The sequence below is a fragment of the Marinovum sp. E3 genome (assembly GCF_055755275.1).
Genome location: NZ_CM146908.1, coordinates 581,399 through 599,689 on the forward strand (window position 1 = coordinate 581,399; position 18,291 = coordinate 599,689).

General features: G+C 65.9%; 17 protein-coding genes. 7 read left to right on the top strand and 10 right to left on the bottom strand.

Translation table 11 applies throughout. From position 1 onward, the window contains the following. Positions 1 to 162: 162 nt before the first annotated feature. Positions 163 to 1,557 carry an aminotransferase family protein gene (locus AC0J5K_RS02855; protein WP_274565689.1) on the bottom strand — a complete coding sequence of 465 codons (1,395 nt, stop codon included), beginning with the start codon at positions 1,555 to 1,557 and terminating at the stop codon, positions 163 to 165. Positions 1,558 to 1,932: 375 nt separating this feature from the next. Between AC0J5K_RS02855 and AC0J5K_RS02860 the strand changes: the two genes are divergently transcribed. The 3 genes from AC0J5K_RS02860 to AC0J5K_RS02870 all read left to right on the top strand — a co-directional run bounded on the left by AC0J5K_RS02860 (position 1,933) and on the right by AC0J5K_RS02870 (position 5,122). Beyond that, positions 1,933 to 2,943 (top strand): taurine ABC transporter substrate-binding protein, encoded by a 1,011-nt coding sequence (locus AC0J5K_RS02860; RefSeq protein ID WP_074834306.1) that lies wholly within the window; start codon positions 1,933 to 1,935, stop codon positions 2,941 to 2,943. 110 nt (positions 2,944 to 3,053) lie between these two features. Continuing rightward, positions 3,054 to 3,860 carry a taurine ABC transporter ATP-binding protein gene (locus tag AC0J5K_RS02865; RefSeq protein ID WP_048529778.1) on the top strand — a complete coding sequence of 269 codons (807 nt, stop codon included), beginning with the start codon at positions 3,054 to 3,056 and terminating at the stop codon, positions 3,858 to 3,860. Continuing rightward, positions 3,857 to 5,122, top strand: coding sequence for an ABC transporter permease (locus tag AC0J5K_RS02870; protein ID WP_074834308.1), 1,266 nt, complete (start codon positions 3,857 to 3,859; stop codon positions 5,120 to 5,122). Before AC0J5K_RS02865 ends, AC0J5K_RS02870 begins: the two co-directional genes overlap by 4 nt. A 100-nt stretch (positions 5,123 to 5,222) precedes the next feature. Here AC0J5K_RS02870 and AC0J5K_RS02875 read toward each other — a convergent pair whose 3' ends face one another. Together AC0J5K_RS02875 and AC0J5K_RS02880 are read right to left on the bottom strand one after the other, a co-directional pair. Then, on the bottom strand, positions 5,223 to 6,794 hold the full coding sequence (locus AC0J5K_RS02875; RefSeq protein ID WP_048529783.1) for a 2-isopropylmalate synthase: 1,572 nt from the start codon (positions 6,792 to 6,794) through the stop codon (positions 5,223 to 5,225). 349 nt (positions 6,795 to 7,143) lie between these two features. Next, complete coding sequence (locus AC0J5K_RS02880) at positions 7,144 to 8,601, bottom strand: MORN repeat-containing protein (protein WP_274565688.1); 1,458 nt, start codon at positions 8,599 to 8,601, stop codon at positions 7,144 to 7,146. A 320-nt stretch (positions 8,602 to 8,921) separates the two neighbouring features. On the opposite strand from AC0J5K_RS02880, the gene AC0J5K_RS02885 reads away from it, so the two are divergent. Beyond that, positions 8,922 to 10,580 carry an NAD+ synthase gene (locus tag AC0J5K_RS02885; RefSeq protein ID WP_274565687.1) on the top strand — a complete coding sequence of 553 codons (1,659 nt, stop codon included), beginning with the start codon at positions 8,922 to 8,924 and terminating at the stop codon, positions 10,578 to 10,580. 18 nt (positions 10,581 to 10,598) lie between these two features. Here the strand turns inward: AC0J5K_RS02885 and AC0J5K_RS02890 are convergent, their stop codons facing one another. Genes AC0J5K_RS02890 through AC0J5K_RS02900 form a run of 3 tightly spaced genes read right to left on the bottom strand, consistent with a single transcriptional unit; the run spans position 10,599 to position 12,623 of the window. Then, positions 10,599 to 11,249 carry an SGNH/GDSL hydrolase family protein gene (locus tag AC0J5K_RS02890; RefSeq protein WP_274565686.1) on the bottom strand — a complete coding sequence of 217 codons (651 nt, stop codon included), beginning with the start codon at positions 11,247 to 11,249 and terminating at the stop codon, positions 10,599 to 10,601. Positions 11,250 to 11,289: 40 nt separating this feature from the next. Next, positions 11,290 to 11,676, bottom strand: a complete 387-nt coding sequence (locus AC0J5K_RS02895) for a metallopeptidase family protein (protein WP_274565685.1) — start codon at positions 11,674 to 11,676, stop codon at positions 11,290 to 11,292. Beyond that, on the bottom strand, positions 11,673 to 12,623 hold the full coding sequence (locus AC0J5K_RS02900) for a 1-phosphofructokinase family hexose kinase (RefSeq protein WP_048529790.1): 951 nt from the start codon (positions 12,621 to 12,623) through the stop codon (positions 11,673 to 11,675). Before AC0J5K_RS02900 ends, AC0J5K_RS02895 begins: the two co-directional genes overlap by 4 nt. A gap of 181 nt (positions 12,624 to 12,804) precedes the next feature. Here AC0J5K_RS02900 and AC0J5K_RS02905 point away from each other — a divergent pair, with 181 nt between their 5' ends. Next, complete coding sequence (locus AC0J5K_RS02905) at positions 12,805 to 13,356, top strand: 2OG-Fe(II) oxygenase (RefSeq protein WP_274565684.1); 552 nt, start codon at positions 12,805 to 12,807, stop codon at positions 13,354 to 13,356. Positions 13,357 to 13,419: 63 nt separating this feature from the next. Here AC0J5K_RS02905 and AC0J5K_RS02910 read toward each other — a convergent pair whose 3' ends face one another. Next, on the bottom strand, positions 13,420 to 14,343 hold the full coding sequence (locus AC0J5K_RS02910) for an MBL fold metallo-hydrolase (RefSeq protein ID WP_274565683.1): 924 nt from the start codon (positions 14,341 to 14,343) through the stop codon (positions 13,420 to 13,422). 91 nt (positions 14,344 to 14,434) lie between these two features. Here AC0J5K_RS02910 and AC0J5K_RS02915 point away from each other — a divergent pair, with 91 nt between their 5' ends. Both AC0J5K_RS02915 and gltX read left to right on the top strand, forming a co-directional pair. After that, entirely contained in the window at positions 14,435 to 14,869 is a 435-nt protein-coding gene (locus AC0J5K_RS02915; RefSeq protein WP_274565682.1) for a DUF1801 domain-containing protein, read from the top strand. A gap of 122 nt (positions 14,870 to 14,991) precedes the next feature. Beyond that, positions 14,992 to 16,314, top strand: a complete 1,323-nt coding sequence (gene gltX, locus AC0J5K_RS02920; RefSeq protein ID WP_074834321.1) for a glutamate--tRNA ligase — start codon at positions 14,992 to 14,994, stop codon at positions 16,312 to 16,314. A gap of 119 nt (positions 16,315 to 16,433) precedes the next feature. Here gltX and AC0J5K_RS02925 read toward each other — a convergent pair whose 3' ends face one another. From AC0J5K_RS02925 to AC0J5K_RS02935, 3 genes are read right to left on the bottom strand one after another with little or no spacing between them, the layout of a single operon-like run. Further along, the gene (locus AC0J5K_RS02925) at positions 16,434 to 16,772 is read right to left on the bottom strand and encodes a tRNA-binding protein (protein WP_048529799.1); all 339 of its coding nucleotides are present in this window, start codon (positions 16,770 to 16,772) and stop codon (positions 16,434 to 16,436) included. Beyond that, entirely contained in the window at positions 16,765 to 17,580 is an 816-nt protein-coding gene (gene proC / locus AC0J5K_RS02930; RefSeq protein WP_274565681.1) for a pyrroline-5-carboxylate reductase, read from the bottom strand. The genes AC0J5K_RS02925 and proC overlap by 8 nt, the downstream gene beginning before the upstream one ends. 34 nt (positions 17,581 to 17,614) lie before the next feature. After that, a complete protein-coding gene (locus tag AC0J5K_RS02935; protein WP_048529801.1) occupies positions 17,615 to 18,115 on the bottom strand; it encodes a type III secretion system chaperone family protein in 501 nt (166 codons plus the stop codon). Positions 18,116 to 18,291: the final 176 nt, after the last annotated feature.

The following is an 18,291-nucleotide window of genomic DNA, read 5'->3' on the forward strand; positions in this document are numbered from 1 at the left end:
GGCTTTGCCCGCAGTTTTTTTGAGGAGGGGGGCTTTGCCCCCCGGGCCTGCGGCCTCCCCCCAGGAATATTTACGGGCCAAGAGAAGCCAGGACGGGGATCGTGCCGAACCGTCCCGGCCGGGGAGCAGGAGACCGGAGAGGGACTTCCCCGGGGCGCCGGATCAGCCGGCGAAGACGCGGGTCAGGGCCTGGTCGACGGCGCTGACGATCTCGTCGATGTTGTCCTTGCTGGCGATCAGCGCGGGGCTGAAACACAGGGTGTTGTTGTAGCCCGGCACCGACCGGTTGGTGGCGCCGATGATCACGCCCTGACGGCCGCAATCGGCCACCACGGCCCCGACCTGCGCCTCCGGCACCGGCTGCCGGCTGTCGCGGTCGGCGACCAGTTCGGCGCCGAGGAACAGCCCCTTGCCGCGGACCTGGCCGATCACCGGGTGACGGTCGGCAAGCTCGCTCAGCGCCTCGAACATATGCATGCCCATGGCGGTGGTATTGGCCAGCAGGCCTTCCTCTTCGATGATCGCCATGTTTTCCAGCGCCGCCGCCGGCCCGGCGGTGCAGCCGCCAAAGGTCGAGATATCGCGGAAATAGTCGAGCGGATCGGCGGCGTTCGACTTGAAGAGGGAAAAGACATCCTCGGTGGTGACAAGGCAGGCGATGGCGGCATAGCCCGAGGCCACGCCCTTGGCCATGGTGACCATGTCGGGCTGGATGCCGTAGTGCTGATAGCCGAACCATTCGCCGGTCCGGCCCAGGCCGCAGACCACCTCGTCGATGTGCAGCAGGATGTCGTATTTGCGGCAGATTTCCTGAACCTTCTGCCAGTAGCCCTCGGGCGGGGTGATGACGCCGCCACCGGCGGTCACCGGCTCGAGGCAGAGGCCGCCGACGGTATCGGGGCCTTCGCGCAGGATCACCTGTTCGATCTGGTCGGCGGCCCATTCGCCATAGTTCTCGACCGGCGCGCCGTCCTGTTCGTGGCGGCGATATTCGAGGCAATGCGGCACCCGGACAAAGCCGGGGGTATAAGGCCCGTATTGCGCGCCACGCTCGTCCTGGCCACCGGCCGACAGGCAGGAGATCGTGGTGCCGTGATAATCGCGGTCGCGATAGAGGATTTTGTGCTTCTTGCCGCCGTGGCGCTTGTGGGCGATCTGGCGGATCATCTTGAAGGCCTTTTCATTGGCCTCGGAGCCGGAGTTGCAGTAATAGACCCGGCTCATGCCCGGCATCTTGTCGAGCAGCGCCTCGGCGAAGTGCGAGCCCGGCACGGACCCGGCGGAGCCGGCGAAATAGTTCAGCTTGACCAGCTGGTCGCGCACCGCATTGGCAATGCGCTCGCGGCCGTAGCCGACGTTGACCGTCCAGACGCCGCCCGAAACCGCGTCAAGCAGGCGGGTGCCGTGCTGATCCCAGACGTGGATGCCCTTGCCCTCGATGATGATCCGCGGATCGGAGGTCTCGAAGGGTTTGTGCTGGGTCAGGTGATGCCAGATGTGGGCCTTGTCGGCCTCGACAACACGGCTGATATCATTTGCGCTCAGAGTGCCATCCATGGCGTCACCTTTTGTTTTCGAGGTCAAGAAACAACGGCCGACGGGCCCGGTGAAGCCGGGCCGTCGTCCCTGTCAAGGAAGCCGCGAAAGACGGCGAATGATAGGGCCACATCCGGCCAGTCCTTGAGTCCAATGGAAAGTTCGCCAACGGCTGAATTCAGAGCCAATCCGGCAAGACGCTGAATTCGCGCCAGAAATTTTTCAGGCCGGTTTTCGCAAGCCCTTTGGCACCTTTCGGCGCGCAAAGTTTTTCGTTGATCGCTGACAGGATTTCCGCTCGGATTGTGCCCACGTCCGGGCCACCCGCGACGTGGCCGGGCCAACCGGCAGATCACATGCCCGCAAAAGGGCAGGACCAACACGGGAGCTGAAGACATGACAATCACACGACGGGTTATGGGGACAGTCGCCGCCGCGGCGCTGATGGCCTCGGCGCAGGCCGGTTTTGCCGGCAGCCACAGCGAGGGCATCACGGTCGGCTATTTCCTCGAATGGCCGATGCCGTTCCAATACGCCAAGCAGGAAGGCATGTATGACGAGGCGCTGGGCATGCCGGTCAACTGGGTGAGCTTCGACACCGGCACCGCGATGTCGGCGGCGATGGCCTCGGGCGATGTGCAGATGTCGGTCAGCCAGGGCGTGCCGCCCTTCGTGGTGGCAACCTCGGCCGGGCAGGATCTTCAGATCCTCGACGTGGCGGTGAGCTATTCCGAGAACGACAACTGCGTGGTGCGCGAAGACCTTGAAATCGACAAGATGAGCGCGGCGGAACTCGAGGGCAAGAAGGTCGCAGTGCCGCTGGGCACCGCGGCGCATTACGGTTTCCTCAAGCAGATGAGCCATTTCGGCGTCGACGTCGGCTCGCTCGATGTGGTCGACATGGCGCCGCCGGATGGCGCCGCGGCAATCGCCCAGGGCTCGGTCGACATGGCGTGCGGCTGGGGCGGATCGCTGCGCCGCATGCTCGAGCACGGAAATTCCCTGCTCACCGGGGCGGAAAAGGAAGAGCTCGGCATCCTGGTCTTCGACGTGACTTCGGGCCCGGCCTCCTGGGTGGCCGAGAACTCCGACACCGTGGCGGCCTTTCTTCAGGTGACGGCCGAGGCCAATGCGATGTGGGCCGACGAGGCCAACCGCGACAAGATGCTGCCGGTGATCGCCAAGGATGCCGGTATGGACGAGGAGGCGACGATGTCGACGATCTCGACCTTCATCTTCCCGCCGGTCGACGAACAGCTCGGCGAGAAATGGTTGGGCGGCGGCGCGCAGGAGTTCATGAAAGGCGTGGCGGATGTCTTTGTCGAGGCCGGCTCGATCGACAGCGCGCTCGACAGTTATGAAGATGCGGTGAACACCGGACCGCTGCAATCCGCCAGCGGCATGTAAGCCTGACGGCAACGAGACCGGGCCGCTCCGCGTGCCCCTGCGGCTTGCTTCGAAAGAGGCCCGCAGGGCGCCGGGAGCGGCCCCACCAATAAGGGGCAGTAGGGCCGGCCATGTCGGGACTGATGATCGAAAAACTGTCGATGCGCTTCGACCTGCCGAACGGCAGTCACGTGCAGGCGCTCAAGGACGTGTCGCTGGACCTGGCCGAAGGCGAGCTGATGTCGGTGCTGGGGCCTTCGGGCTGTGGCAAGACGACGTTGCTCAACATCGTCGCGGGCTTTCTGGCGCCGACCTCGGGCGAGATACAACTCAACGGCCATGACGTCACCGGCCCCGATGCCGAACGGGGCATGGTGTTCCAGCAGGGCGCGCTCTTCGAATGGATGTCGGTGCGCGAAAACGTGAGCTTCGGGCCGCGGATGAAAGGCCAGGGCGAAAAGGAATACGGCGCCGAGGTTGATCACCTGCTGGATATCGTCGGGCTTCAGGATTTCAAGGAAAAGGCGATCTACGAGCTGTCGGGCGGCATGCAGCAGCGGGTGGCGCTGGCGCGCTGCCTGGCCAATGACCCGGATGTCATCCTGATGGACGAGCCGCTGGGGGCGCTGGATGCGCTGACCCGCGAAAAGATGCAATCGCTGGTGCTCAAGCTCTGGAAGGAGACCGGCAAGACCATCATCCTGATCACCCATTCGGTCGAAGAGGCGCTGTTGCTGGGCGAGCGCCTGCTTGTCATGGCGCCGCGCCCGGGCCGTATCCACCGCGAATACCGGTTGCCTTTCGCCGATCTCGGCGTCGGCCAGGATCTGCGCGAGGTGAAGAAACACCCTGAATTCGCCGAAAGACGCGAGGAGATCCTTGGCATGATCTGGGACATGGAAGAGGAAATCATGGGCCGGTCGGAGGACGAGAAATGATCATCTTCCTGATCTATATCGCGATTTTCGTGGGCTCCTTCTTTCTGGTGCGGCTGATCGTCGATCAGACCGCCAAGGGCTACAGCGCCCGCAAGACGGTGACCTTCGGCGACGAAAGCGCCGTGACCTCGAACCGGACCGCCAGCGTGGTCTCGATCCTGACGATCTTTCTGCTCTGGGGCGCCTTCACCGGCTCGTCGCTGCTGCCCCGGTTCCTGCATGCGCCGGGGCCGTTCGAAGGCGTGGCGACGATGACCTATACCGCCGAGGCCGACGACGGCAGCCGCGACGAGGCCACGATCACCGTGCTGGTGCATCCGGTGGGCGAAGACGCCGAGGTGCCCGAGGTCGATCCGGGCGACGGCTGGGCCAAGAACGACGCCTATACCATCGGCGCCTGGCGGTCCGGGCTGATGCGGGTCGACCGAAACGATGAAAAGGGCCGTGACCAAGGCCATCAGGTGGTGGCGGTCAATGGCGAGCCCATCGTGCCCGGCGGCGAGGTGCTGACCGAGTTCGGCCGGGTCGGCATGTCGCAGAAAGGCACGCTGAATTTCGAACCTGCCAAGGGCTGGCAGATGGAGCCGATCTGGCTGCCGCCGCCCGAGGCGGTGGTGCAGCGCCTGGGCGAAATCGCCAGCGACGGCTACCGCGACAGCACGCTCTGGGAACATCTGGGCTATTCGCTGTTCCGCGTGGTGGTGGGCTTTGTCGCCGGCGCGCTGGTCGGCATCCCGCTGGGCTATGCCATGGGGCTTTCGGCCTGGTTCCGCGGCTGGTTCGACCCGATCGTCGAATTCATGCGGCCGGTGCCGCCGCTGGCGCTGATCCCGCTGGTGATCATCTGGGCCGGCATCGGCGAGACCGGCAAGATCATCCTGCTGTTCCTCGCCGCGCTCTGGATCATGGCCATCGCGGCGCGGTCGGGGGTCTCTGGCGTGAACATCACCAAGGTGCATGCCGCCTATTCGCTGGGCGCTTCGAAATGGCAGATCATGCGACATGTGATCGTGCCCAACTCGCTGCCCGAGATCTTCACCGGCGCGCGGGTGGCGATGGGGGTCTGCTGGGGGACGGTAGTCGCCGCCGAGCTGGTCGCCGCCGAACAGGGCGCCGGCATGATGATCATGGTGGCCTCGAAGTTCCAGCTCACCGACATCGTGCTGATGGGGATCATCCTGATCGGGGTGATCGGCTTCGGCATCGACATGCTGATGCGCAAGGCCGAGCGGGTGCTGGTGCCCTGGAAGGGGCGGTCGTGACCGCCTGATCCCGGGGCCGCCGGCCCCCTGCTTCTTCTGGCCGGAAATATCCCGGGGGGTCTGGGGGGCTGGCCCCCCAGGTCGGGCCGGGCGCCCGGCCTCAGCCAAGCTCCTTGTAGCTGATTTCGCGCGCATCGGCGCCGGGGCCGAGCTTTTCACGCCGCACCAGAAGCCGGTTCAGGGCCTGCACATAGGCCTTGACCGAGGCCACCACCGTATCGGTATCGGCCGACTGGCCGGTGGCGATCATGCCATCCTCTTCCAGCCGGACCGAAACCGTGGCCTGGGCATCGGTGCCCTCGGTCACCGCATGCACCTGGTAAAGCTGAAGCCGCGCGGTGTTGGGGTGCAGGTCGCGCACCGCCTTGAAGGCGGCATCGACCGGGCCGTCGCCCTGGCAGGTCGCGGAGTGTTCCGTGCCGCCGATTTCCATCTCGATCGTCGCTTCCGCCGGGCCGCCGGTGCCGCAGACGACCTTGAGGTTGACCAGTTGCAACTGATCGGCATTGCCTTCGGTGGTGGCCGAGACCAGTGCCAGGATATCGTCGTCAAAGACCTCTTTCTTGCGGTCGGCGAGCTCCTTGAACCGCACGAAGATGTCCTTGAGCTGGTTGTCGCCCACGTCGACGCCCAGCTCCTTGAGCTTGGCGCGCAAGGCGGCGCGGCCCGAGTGCTTGCCAAGCGGCAGCGAGGTGCCCGAAAGGCCCACATCCTCGGGGCGCATGATCTCGAAGGTCTCGGCGTTCTTGAGCATGCCGTCCTGGTGGATGCCGCTCTCATGGGCAAAGGCGTTCTTGCCGACGATGGCCTTGTTGAACTGGACGTTGAAGCCCGAGACGGTGGCGACACGGCGCGAGATATGCATGATCTTGCGGCTGTCGATGCCGGTCTGGAACGGCATGATGTCATTCCTGACCTTCATCGCCATGACAACTTCTTCCAGCGCGGTATTGCCGGCGCGTTCGCCCAGCCCGTTGATCGTGCATTCGATCTGACGCGCCCCGGCCTCGACCGCGGCCAGCGAATTGGCCGTCGCCATGCCAAGATCGTTGTGGCAATGCGTGGCAAAGACCACCTCGTCGGCGCCGGGCACCGTCTCGATCAGCCGGCGGATCAGCTCGGCGCTTTCGCGCGGCGCGGTATAGCCCACGGTGTCGGGGATGTTGATCGTGGTGGCGCCGGCCTTGATGGCGATCTCGATCACCCGGCAGAGGTAATCCCACTCGGTGCGCGTCGCATCCATCGGCGACCACTGCACATTGTCGGTCAGGTTGCGGGCATGGCTCACCGTCTGCTCGATGCGCTCGGCCATTTCATCCATCGACAGGTTGGGAATGGCGCGGTGCAGCGGCGAGGTGCCGATAAAGGTGTGGATACGCGGCCGGGCGGCCTGTTTCACCGCTTCGAAACAGCGGTCGATGTCGGGCAGCTGCGCCCGGGCGAGGCCGCAGATCACCGCGTTTTTCGAGCGCTGGGCGATCTCCGAAACAGCGGCGAAATCGCCTTCGGAGGCGATCGGAAAGCCGGCCTCGATGATGTCGACGCCCATATCGTCGAGCAGTTCGGCTATCTCGAGCTTTTCCGAATGGGTCATCGTCGCGCCGGGGCTCTGCTCGCCATCGCGAAGGGTCGTGTCGAAGATCAACACGCGGTTTCTGTCTGTCTGGGTCATGGTCACGTCTCTTGAAAAATCTTCTCCGGGGTTCGGGCGCGAACGGGCCTCCTCTGAGCGGTCGCGCCTGACGGCACGCTCAGAGGCGGATTAGGAGAAGCAGGCCGCGCGACAGCGCCGCGCCGGGGGCGCGGGACAGGGTCGGGATATGGCCTCGGGTCAACATGAGGCGACTATACGCGGGTGTTTCCGAATGAAAAGTGTCTTTTTGCCGGGTTTGGCCGGCCGGGCGGCCTATTTTGCCCGCCGAGGACGGACAAAATGCGCTCATGCGCGCCGTTGATCGGCGCGACCGCGGGAATTGGCGGCGCTCCGGGGTTCGAGCGGACGGCCCCGGAGGCGCGGCAGATCACTCCGCGGCGGGCGCGTCCGGTGTGTCCTCGGCGCTCTCTTCTGCCGCAGGCTCCGGCTCGTCCGCCTGCATCAAGGCGCCGTTCTTCCATTCGCCGCTGGCCTCCTGACCGGCGGCATACCGCATGGTGCCCTCGCCCTGGCGCTTGCCGGCCACGAAGGTGCCCTCGTAGACATCGCCATTGGCATAGGTCGCCACGCCCTCGCCGGAGATCTCGCCGTTCTTCCAGTCGCCGATGTATTTGAAGCCGTCGGGCATCGAGATCTCGCCTTCACCGTGGCGCTGGCCGTCTTCGAACTGGCCGATATAGACCGTGCCGTCGGGATAGGTGGCGGTGCCCTTGCCATGCCGCCGGCCGCGTTCCCATTCGCCTTCGTAGCGGTAGCCGTCGGCATAGGTCATCACGCCGTAGCCATGGTTGCGCGCGTTCTGGAAGCCGCCTTCATAGACCAGGCCGTTGGGATAGGTGGCCCGGCCCTCGCCCTCGATCACGCCATCGACCCACTGGCCCTCGTAGGTGGAACCGTCGGGATAGGTGATATTGCCCTGGCCATGCGCCAGATCGTTGCGGAACTGGCCGACATAGATCGAGCCGTCGGGATAGGTCACGGTGCCCACGCCCTGGATCTTGCCGTCCTGCCAGTCGCCTTCGTAGCGATAGCCGTCCTCACCGGTGAACACGCCCTTGCCGTTGCGCTGGTCGTCGCGGAAGCTGCCTTCGTAGACGTCGCCATTGGCATAGGTCACCCGGCCCTGGCCCTCGCGGCGGCCGGCCACCAGCTCGCCTTCGTAGATATCGCCGTTGGGCTGGATTAGCTTGCCTTCGCCCGAGATCTGGCCTTCGCGCCAGAGCCCCTCGTAGATCAGACCGTCGATCATCACCAGCTTGCCCTGGCCGTCGCGCTGCCCGTCCGAGACCCGGCCCTCGTAGGTCGAGCCGTCGGGATAGGAGATCGTGGCATTGCCTTCCTTGACGCCATTGACCCAGTCGCCGTCGTAGACATAGCCGCCGGGGCTGGTCATCACGCCGCGCCCGTGGTGCATGGCGTTGCGGAAACTGCCCTCGTAGCGCACGCCATTGGCATAGATCGCCACGCCCTGGCCGGTGATCTCGCCATCGGCCCATGTGCCTTCATAGGTGCCGCCGTCGGTAAAGGTGATCTTGCCCACCCCATGCGGCTTGCCCTTGGCAAACTCACCTTCATAGATCGACCCGTTGGGAAAGCGCGCCACGCCTTTGCCCTTGATCTCGCCCGCCACCCATTCGCCACGGTATTCATAGCCGTTGGGCAGCCGGTAGCTGCCTTCGCCATGCTGAAGCCCGTCGCGGAAGGTGCCTTCGTAGACGCCGCCGTCGTCATATTGCTTGGTCAGCACCTCGCCATCCTGTGACAGGGCCGGCAAGGCGGCCAGAAGTGCCAGTGTCACGCCTGCGATGCGGATGGATTGCTTCATGTGGCCCCACTTGCCCCCGGTCTGTCCTTTCCGAGGACGGTAATGGAGCAGGCCAGTGCAGACAATGCCTTTTGATCGCAGGCGGTTGATCTGACGGGTTTGTTCACGAAGTGGTGGCCGGCGTGCCAGCGGGCCGCCACCACGGCGGCGCCGCGCCGGGCAGGGCGGGCCGGCCGGGCAGGGGGGGGCGGCGCCCGAAGTTTGCGCGTTCGCGCCGGTGGCAGAGCGCTGCGGGCGGTTTTGCCGGGGTCCGGCGGTGGCAGGTCTTTTCCCTGCCGGTCGATCTGGTAAGGGAAGGCATGACACCGAAGGGGCAGGACATGGCCGACACATTCCGCATCACGCTGGCACAGCTCAACCCGACCGTGGGCGATATCGCGGGCAATGCCGCGCTGGCGCGCGATGCCTGGGCGGCGGGCAAATCCGCGGGCGCCGATCTGGTGGCCTTCCCCGAGATGTTCATCACCGGCTACAATGCGCAGGATCTGGTGATGAAGCCGGCCTTTCACACCGCCGCCATCGAGGCCGTGCGGGCGCTGGCGCGGGATTGCGCCGATGGGCCGGCCATCGCCATGGGCGCGCCCTGGGTCGAGGGCGCCGAGCTCTTCAACGCCTATCTGATCTGCAAGGGCGGCGAGATCGTCGCAACCCAGCTCAAGCATCATCTGCCCAATGAGACGGTGTTCGACGAAAAGCGGATCTTTGACACCGGGCCCATGGGCGGGCCTTATGCGCTGGGGCCGATCCGCATCGGCAGCCCGATCTGCGAGGACGCCTGGTATCCGGATGTGGCCGAGACCCATGCCGAGACCGGTGCCGAGTTTCTGCTGGTGCCCAATGGCTCGCCCTATTACCGCGGCAAATTCGACGTGCGGCTGAGCCATGCGGTGGGCCGGGTGGTCGAGACCGGGCTGCCGCTGATCTATCTCAACTGTGTCGGCGGACAGGACGATCAGGTCTTCGACGGTGGCACCTTCGGGATCAACCCGCATGGCGAGATTGCGTTTCAGATGCCGGTATTCGAGGCCGGTCTGGCACATGTCGATCTTGCGCGTGGGGCGGACGGCTGGCGCATCGTGCCGGCCGAGGTGGCGCAGCATCCGGGCGAATGGGAGCAGGATTACTATTGCATGGTGCTGGCGCTGCGCGACTATCTGCGCAAGACCGGCTTCAAGAAGGTGCTGCTGGGGCTGTCGGGCGGCATCGACTCGGCGCTGGTGGCGACCATCGCGGCGGATGCCCTGGGGCCGGAGAACGTGCGCTGCGTGATGCTGCCGTCGGAATATACGTCGCAGGGCTCGCTCGACGATGCCAAGGCGCTGGCCGAACGGCTGGGCTGCCGCTACGATTTCGTGCCGATCACCGAGGGGCGGACGGCGATCACCAACACGCTGGCGCCGCTCTTCGAAGGCACGGAAGCGGGGCTGACCGAGGAAAACATCCAGTCGCGGCTGCGCGGGCTGCTGCTGATGGCCCTTTCGAACAAGTTCGGCGAGATGCTGCTGACGACCGGCAACAAATCCGAGGTCGCGGTGGGCTATGCCACGATCTATGGCGACATGGCGGGCGGCTACAACCCGATCAAGGATCTCTACAAGACCCGGGTGTTCGAGCAATGCCGCTGGCGCAACGCCAACCACCGCGACTGGATGAAGGGGCCCGGGGCCGCGGTTATCCCGGTGTCGATCATCGACAAGCCGCCCTCGGCCGAGCTGCGCGCGGACCAGAAGGACAGCGATTCGCTGCCCGATTACCCCGAGCTCGACGCGCTGCTGACGATCCTTGTCGATCAGGACGGTTCGATCGAGGATTGCGTCGCGGCGGGGTTTGACCGGGCCACGGCCAAGAAGGTGGAGCACCTGCTCTATATCAGTGAATACAAGCGGTTCCAGGCGGCGCCGGGCACGCGGCTGAGCAAACGTGCCTTCTGGCTCGATCGGCGCTATCCGGTGGTCAACGGCTGGCGCGACCCGTCGTAATCCCGCTCGGGCGCGGCCTCAGCGGGCCAGCGCCCGGGCGATCAGCCCGGCGATGCGCGCGCCGCCTCTGGGTGTCGGATGCACCAGATCACGCGAATACAGAGACAGATCGCGCGGGTCATAGACATCGCCGGCGTCGACAAAGGTCACCCAGGGCCGCCGCCCGGCGGCGCGGGACAGCCGCGTCTGATATTCCGCCAGTTCGTCGGTACAGGCGGCAAACGGCCCGCCGCGCACCGATCCGGGGTAATAATCCATCCACACCACGCGCTGTGCCCGCGACCGCAGCCGGTCGAGAAAGGCCGGCACCTCGCCGCGCGCCCCGTCGGCGCTGACCATGCGGTCGAGCGTCGTGGCGCATCGGGTGCAGTCGCATTCCCGCGCCAGATCATTGGCCCCGCCATTGAGCAGGATCACATCCCATTGGCCACGTGGCAATTGCGCCCGGATCTCGCGCTGGAGCATGCTGCGCAGGTTGCCGGAATGCGAAAAGGCCGCCCCCGGAAAGGCGCGGCTGGTCACCTGATACTGCGGCATCCGGTCGAGGATCTGCGGGATGGAATTGCCGTTGAGCCGGTTCCAGGCGAGGATGGAATCGCCGATCACCAGCATCCGCTCCTGGGCCTGCGCCACGACCGGCAGCAGCAGAAACATCATAAAAACCAGCACGCGCGTCATCCTTCACCTCACGATCTTTCGGAAGTGCCGCTCACTCCCACCACCTGTCAATTAAGGCGATATCGTCGTCTGACCAGCCGAAATGATGTGCGAGCTCGTGCACCAGAACGTGACGCACCAGATCGCCAAGCTCCTCGTTGCCCCGGTCACGCCATTCGGCGAGGATCGGTTCGCGGAACAGCCAGATCATGTCGGGTGTCAGCGGCTGGTCGAAGCTCGACTTCTCGGTGAGCGGGATGCCCTCGTAAAGCCCGGTCAGCTCGAGCGGGTCGTGCATGCCCATGGCGCGCAGCATCTCGTCGGGGGGCCAGTCGACGACCTGCACGATGACCGCCTGCGCCGCCCTGTCGAAAGGCGCCGGCAGGGCGTCGATCGCCTCTGCCGCCAGCCGCTCAAAGGTTTCTGCGTCAGGGCTCACAGCCGGGTCAGCACCGCGTCCGGCAGAAGCGCGTCGACGGTGGCCTTTTCACAGAGCCGCGTGCCCAGCGTCGTGCAGGCCGCCCCGGCCGCCACGACGCCGACCTTGAGGCAATCGGCTACCGGCTCGCCCCGCGCCAGCGCCAGCGCGAAGGCGCCGACAAAGCTGTCGCCGGCGCCGACCTTGCTCACCACTTCGATCCTGGGGCCCACCGCGTGCCAGGCGCCGTCGGCGCTGGACAGCACCGAGCCATCGGCGCCGCGCGCCACGATGACGTTCTTGGCCACGCCGCGCTCGACCAGGGTGCGGGCGAATTCGGCGCTGTCTTCCCGGGTCGGCAGCGAACGGCCGGCCAATTCCTCGGCCTCCGGCCCGTCCATGCGCAGGGCAAAGATCGTCTCATGCGGTTCGCGCGCGAGCTGAAATAGCGCCGGGCCCGAGGTGTCGACGATGATCTGCGCATTGCGGCCCTTGATATGGGCGGCGAGGATCGAGGGGAATTCCTTGGCCACGCCGGGCGGCTGCGAGCCCGACAGCACAACCAGCGTATTGTCCGCCGCCGCCTGGTCGATGCTGCGAAGGCCCCGCGCGACGTCTTCCTCGCCCCAGGGGTCGCCGGGCAGGACAAAGCGGTATTGCTGGTTGTCCGCTTGGTCGGTGACCGAAAAGCTCAGCCGTGTCTCGCCCGGGCCCTGAAAGGCCACGGTCGGCACGCCCTCGAGCGCCAGCAGTTGCAGGAGCTGCGCGCCGGTGGCGCCGCCAATGGCGATCAGCGCGGTGGCATGGCCACCCAGCATCTGCACCGCGCGGGCGACGTTGATGCCGCCGCCGCCGGGATCGATGCTGGGATCGGTGCAGCGCAGCTTGTGCTCGGGATAGACCCGCGGCGCCGAGGTGGCGAAATCGACGGCGGGGTTGAGGGTGATGGTGAGGATATTGGTCTGCATCTCGGTTCCGAAGGGCGCGCGGCATGCCGCAGTTAGCGCTCACAGTCTCATTCTCCGGCGGCGTTTTCCAGCCCTTGGCGGGCAAATTTCTGTCGTTTTCCGCCCGCCGCGTCGCAATTTGCGGCGCAGGCCGGGAAAATTCCGGGCAAGGCGACCGCTGATCCGTAAACGGAAGGCCGACATGATCGCAGTCCATCAGGTGGCGGGCGCCTTTTCGCCCGCCGAATGCAATGAAATCGTGGCCCTCGCGGCTTCGGCCGACGCGCGCGATGCGCGGCTCGTGGGGCAGACCCGCGATCACAATCTGCGGCGCGCCGATCTGGTCTGGCTCGACGAGGTGGCGGGCGCCGAATGGGTGATGGACCGCATCATCGATGTGGTGCGCAGCGCCAACCGCGATGTCTTTGGCTTCGATCTCCAGGATTTCGCCGAAAGCGCACAGGTGGCGCGATATGGCGCCGAGCGCGAAGGTCATTTCGACTGGCATGCGGATATCGGCGACGGCCCGGTCGCGGCGCGGCGCAAGCTGACCATGGTGGTGCAATTGGCCGGGGCCGAGGCCTACGACGGCGGTACGCTCGAGGTGATGCCATCGGCCAATGTAGTGGCGGCCAACCGGACCTGCGGGACAGCGACGCTGTTTCCCGCCTTCCTGCTGCACCGGGTAACGCCGGTGACCCGCGGCGCGCGGCAGTCGCTGACCATCTGGGCGCACGGGCCGGCCTTTCGCTAGGCGGGCCCAAGGCAATGCAGGCCGGCCTTTCGTCAGGCCGGCCCATGACGTCGCAAGGCAGGCTCAGAGCATCAGCTGATAGCTCATCGGCGTGTAGTGATAGCCGCTGTCGCGCATGTCGACATAGCCGATGGCCGGGAAGGGCATGTGGTAGCCGATGAAGGGCAGCTTGTCGGCGGCCATCATCCCGAGCAGCTCCTTGCGGGACGCGGCGGCGGCGGATTTGTCCATGTCGAAACGCACTTCCCAGTCGGGATAGGCCAGCGACCAGACGTAGTGGTTGGCGAAATCGGCGGCGACAATCAGGCTCTGCCCGCCGCTTTCCAGCCGATAGACCATATGGCCGGGGGTATGGCCGAAGGCCTCGATCGCCTCGATGCCGGAGGCCACGCTGTCGCCGCCCGAGATCATCTCCATCTGCTCGGCCAGCGGCCGCACCTTGGCCTCGAAACCCTCGTTGCCGGCATTCGACCAATGGTCGAATTCGGTGGCGCCGGTGACGTAACGCGCATTGCCAAAGGTGGCGGTCCCGCTGTCATCGGCCAGCCCGCCGATGTGGTCGCCATGCATGTGGGTGATGACAACCACGTCGACGTCCCCGGGCGCATGGCCGGCGGCCTCGAGCGCGGCGGTGATGCCGGCGGGGTTCAGCCCGGTGTCGAAGAGCACCAGTTCGCTGCCGGTGTTGACCAGCGTCGGGGTAAAGAAGAACTGCGCCTGATCTGTGGGGATATGGGCGGCCTCGGAGGCGGCGGCAAACTCCTCTTCGCTGGCGTTTAGGCCAAAGATGGTCTGCGGATCGGGGACGGCGCGGGTGCCTGCAAGCAGCGTCGTCACCTCGAAATCGCCCAGCTTCACGCGGCGAAAATCAACCGTGTTGATGCCCTGCTGCGCGGTCTGCGCCCGGGCACCTGTGGCGGCAAGCCCGGCCAGAGGGGTCGCGGCGGCCGAAGCCAGCAGGCCGCGTCGGGTCAGTTTCGGTGTCATGCAATATCTCCCTGTAATATGCGGACAGATGTAACACGTTGTGCAAAACTTATTTCGTCGCTCACGGCTTCGTGACGGGAAGGGAGGCGGAATGGCCAAGGCCGAGAACAAGACGCAACCGACCGGCGCCTCGGTGCGCGAATTTCTGGCAAAGGTGCACCCGGAGCGCCGGCGCGCCGATGCCCGGGCGCTGGATGCGCTGTTTCGCGAGGTGACCGGTTTTCAGCCGCAGATGTGGGGCGCGAGCATCATCGGCTATGGCCGCTACCACTATGTCTACGACAGCGGCCGCGCGGGCGATTTCCTGGCCACCGGCTTTGCCCCGCGCAAGACCGCCCTGTCGATCTACATCATGCCGGGTTATGCCGATTTCGGCGACATCCTGGCGCGGCTGGGCAAGCACAGGACCGGGGTTTCCTGCCTCTATGTCAACAAGCTGGCGGATATCGACTTGGCGGTCCTGGGCGAACTGATCGGCGCCGGGCTGCGGGATCTACAGGGGCATTGGCCGGTGGAGCCGAGCTGAGACAACCTGAGGCGGGATGGCTGCGCGGCTGACCTGTTCCTCCCGGGGGCGGTGTGGCGCGGGCGGGAAAGCTGGACAAGCGCGGCGGATCATGGGAAAGGCTCAGCCAACAGGAGACCCCCATGACCACCACCCGTTTCGCCCCGTCGCCCACCGGCTATATCCACATCGGCAACCTGCGCACCGCGCTGTTCAACTGGCTGATCGCGCGCAAGGCTGGCGGCACCTTCATCCTGCGCATCGACGACACCGATCCCGAGCGCTCGAAAGAGGAATATGTCGACGCCATCAAGCAGGATCTGGAATGGCTGGGCCTGACCTGGGACCGGGTGGAACGGCAATCCGAACGGCTTGACCGCTACGAGGCCGCCGCCGAGACGCTGCGCCAGAAAGGCCGGTTCTACGAGGCGTTCGAGACGCCCACCGAACTCGACCTCAAGCGCAAGAAACAGCTCAACATGGGCAAGCCGCCGGTCTATGACCGCGCGGCGCTGGCGCTGTCGGAGACCGACAGGGACCGGCTGAGGGAAGAGCGCGGCCAGGGGGTCTGGCGCTTCAAGCTCGATCAGGAACGGATCGAATGGACCGACGGCATTCTCGGGCCGATCTCGATCGATGCCGCCTCGGTCTCGGACCCGGTGCTGATCCGGCAGGACGGGCAGATGCTCTATACCCTGGCGTCGGTGGTGGATGACACCGAGATGGGGGTGACCCATGTGGTGCGCGGTTCGGACCATGTGACCAATACCGCGACGCAGATCCAGATCATCGAGGCGCTGGGCGGCACGCCGCCGGAGTTCGCCCACCATTCGCTTCTGACCGGGCCGCAGGGCGAGGCGCTGTCGAAACGTCTCGGCACGCTGAGCCTGCGTGACCTGCGCGCGCGCGGGGTGGAGCCGATGGCGCTGCTGTCGCTGATGGCGCGGCTGGGCTCCTCCGACCCGGTGGAGCTTCGCACCGAGATGGCCGAGCTGATCGAGGGCTTCGACCTGTCGAAATTCGGCTCGGCGCCGACCAAGTTCGACGAGCAGGACCTCTATCCGCTGACCGGCCGGTTCCTTCAGACGCTGGCCTATGCCGATGTCGCCGAAGACATCCGGGCGCTGGGCGTGCCCGATGCCCTGGCCGAGCGCTTCTGGACGGTGACGCGGGAGAATATCTCGACCAAGGGCGAGCTGAAAGCCTGGTGGGAGATGTTCCGCGACGGCGCCGAGCCGGTGATCGCCGAGGAAGACGCGGCCTTTGTGGCCGAGGCCATGGCGCTGCTGCCCGAGGGCCCGTTCGACGGCGAGACCTGGGGCGACTGGACCGGCGCGGTGAAAGCCGCCACCGGGCGCAAGGGCCGGGGGCTCTTCATGCCGCTCCGCAAGGCGCTGACCGGCATGGAGCGCGGGCCGGACATGTCGGACGTGATGCCGCTGTTGCAGGTGGTCAAGGCGCGCTGAGACGCCGCCCTACGCTGCTTCCCGCCCCGGACCTGATCCGGGGCCTCATCCCTCATCCGCCTTCCGGGCCGCCGCCGTGAGGCCCCGGCGCCAAGGCCGGGGCGGTGGCGCCTCTGAGCTCAGTGCATCCGCTGGCCGTTGGCGACCGGTTGGTCGGGGGCGAGCAGGATGATGCCGCCGGTGTCGTCGCTGAGACCGAGGGTCAGCACCTCGGACATGAAAGGCCCGATCTGGCGCGGCGGGAAGTTGACCACCGCCATGACCTGCCGCCCGACGAGGGCGTCCGGCGCGTAATGATCGGTGATCTGCGCCGAGGTCTTCTTTTCGCCGATCTCGGGGCCGAAATCGATCCAGAGCTTGAACGCCGGCTTGCGCGCCTCGGGAAAGGGTTCGGCGCGCAGCACGGTGCCGGCGCGGATGTCGACCTTGAGGAAATCGTCGAAACTGATTTCAGCCATCGCTCAACTCCTTCGAACGGGTGGTTGCTGCCGCGACGGCGCGCGCGAGCAAGGGCGGAAAACCGGTCTCTGCGTCCATCAGCACCTCGAGCGCGGCCTGGGTGGTACCATTGGGCGAGGTCACGTTCTTGCGCAGCTGTGCCGGGCTTTCCTCGGCCGCTTCGGCCAGCACGCCGGCACCGCCGACCGTGGCGCGCGCCAGTTTCATCGCCAGCTCGGCCGGCAGGCCCTGGGCCTCGCCGGCGGCGGCCAGAGTCTCGATCAGGTGAAAGACATAGGCCGGACCGGAGCCGGAGACGCCGGTCACCGCGTCCATCTGGCCTTCGTCGTCGAGCCGCACGGTCTGACCCACCGCCTGCAACAGGCTTTCGGCCAGGACCATCTGCGCTTCGGAGACCTTGCGGTTGCCGATCAGCGCGGTGATGCCGCGACCGACGGCGGCAGGGGTGTTGGGCATGGCGCGGATGATCGGATTGTCGGCGCCCAGCATCTCTTCATAGGTCGCCAGGGTGACGCCTGCGGCGACCGAGACAAACAGCGTCTTGCCGGTGGCCATGGCCTTGATCGCGGGCAGGGCGTCGCCCATCATCTGCGGCTTGACGGCGATCAGCACGATGGCGGGTGCGGCGGGCAGCTCGGCGTTGATATGGACGCCCTGGGCCTGCAACCAGTCGGACGGATAGGGATCGATCACATGCACCGACGTGGCGGGCAGGCCATCGGTCAGCCACCCTTGCAGCATCGCCGATCCCATCTTGCCGCAGCCCAACAACACCAAGCCGCGTTCGGCCAGATCCTCTGAGGTCATTGCCCCCTCCTGTCCTTGCATTCGGGGGCGAGTGTTACGCGCGGCCGTAGGCCTCTGCAATGGCAACCTGAAGCGCCTCTTTCGGGCTGCGATCACCCCAGACCACCAGTTGCAGGGCCGGGTAATAGCGCTCGGCGCTCATCACCGCGGCGCTGATCATCGTGTCGATCTGTTCCGGGCTGGCGACCTGTCCGCCGGCCAGTACCAAGCCGTAGCGATAGACCATCAGCTGGTTCTCGCCCCACCAGGTGAAGGCGCCGGCCCAGCATTGGTCGTTGATCGCGTTGATCGCCTCGCAAAGCTGCGGGGTCTTGTCCTCGGGCGGCTCCATCTCGAAGCTGCAAATCAGCCGCAGCGTCTCGTCATAGGCCGACCAGGCCAGGGTGATGGAATAGGTCCGCCACTGGCCTTCGACCGCCATGGCGATCTGGTCATCGTGGATGCGGTCGAAATCCCAATCGTTGTGGTCGGCGATATGTTCGACGATGTCGATCGGGTGGAGATCGTCCTCCAGGTATTGCTCGGAAAGTGCCATGCGCCACCTCTTTGTTTTGGTAGCGCGAGGGGGTGGCAGCGCCCCAAGCGCTAGGTGCCTGCTCTAGGGGCGGTGGGCTTTTCCGCTGCCCCTACTTGATATGGTGACGGGAGGCCTGTCTCAAGTAAAGCGATATTTCGGTGACACCCGCAATAAGTTGTGGATGGAATGCCATT

Excerpts from the sequence above, each read along its gene's own strand:
- AC0J5K_RS02855 (WP_274565689.1), bottom strand. The coding sequence starts at position 1,557 with ATGGATGGCACTCTGAGCGCAAATGATATCAGCCGTGTTGTCGAGGCC.
- AC0J5K_RS02860 (WP_074834306.1), top strand. The coding sequence starts at position 1,933 with ATGACAATCACACGACGGGTTATGGGGACAGTCGCCGCCGCGGCGCTG.
- AC0J5K_RS02865 (WP_048529778.1), top strand. The coding sequence starts at position 3,054 with ATGTCGGGACTGATGATCGAAAAACTGTCGATGCGCTTCGACCTGCCG.
- AC0J5K_RS02870 (WP_074834308.1), top strand. The coding sequence starts at position 3,857 with ATGATCATCTTCCTGATCTATATCGCGATTTTCGTGGGCTCCTTCTTT.
- AC0J5K_RS02875 (WP_048529783.1), bottom strand. The coding sequence starts at position 6,794 with ATGACCCAGACAGACAGAAACCGCGTGTTGATCTTCGACACGACCCTT.
- AC0J5K_RS02880 (WP_274565688.1), bottom strand. The coding sequence starts at position 8,601 with ATGAAGCAATCCATCCGCATCGCAGGCGTGACACTGGCACTTCTGGCC.
- AC0J5K_RS02885 (WP_274565687.1), top strand. The coding sequence starts at position 8,922 with ATGGCCGACACATTCCGCATCACGCTGGCACAGCTCAACCCGACCGTG.
- AC0J5K_RS02900 (WP_048529790.1), bottom strand. The coding sequence starts at position 12,623 with ATGCAGACCAATATCCTCACCATCACCCTCAACCCCGCCGTCGATTTC.
- AC0J5K_RS02905 (WP_274565684.1), top strand. The coding sequence starts at position 12,805 with ATGATCGCAGTCCATCAGGTGGCGGGCGCCTTTTCGCCCGCCGAATGC.
- AC0J5K_RS02910 (WP_274565683.1), bottom strand. The coding sequence starts at position 14,343 with ATGACACCGAAACTGACCCGACGCGGCCTGCTGGCTTCGGCCGCCGCG.
- AC0J5K_RS02915 (WP_274565682.1), top strand. The coding sequence starts at position 14,435 with ATGGCCAAGGCCGAGAACAAGACGCAACCGACCGGCGCCTCGGTGCGC.
- gltX (WP_074834321.1), top strand. The coding sequence starts at position 14,992 with ATGACCACCACCCGTTTCGCCCCGTCGCCCACCGGCTATATCCACATC.
- AC0J5K_RS02925 (WP_048529799.1), bottom strand. The coding sequence starts at position 16,772 with ATGGCTGAAATCAGTTTCGACGATTTCCTCAAGGTCGACATCCGCGCC.
- proC (WP_274565681.1), bottom strand. The coding sequence starts at position 17,580 with ATGACCTCAGAGGATCTGGCCGAACGCGGCTTGGTGTTGTTGGGCTGC.
- AC0J5K_RS02935 (WP_048529801.1), bottom strand. The coding sequence starts at position 18,115 with ATGGCACTTTCCGAGCAATACCTGGAGGACGATCTCCACCCGATCGAC.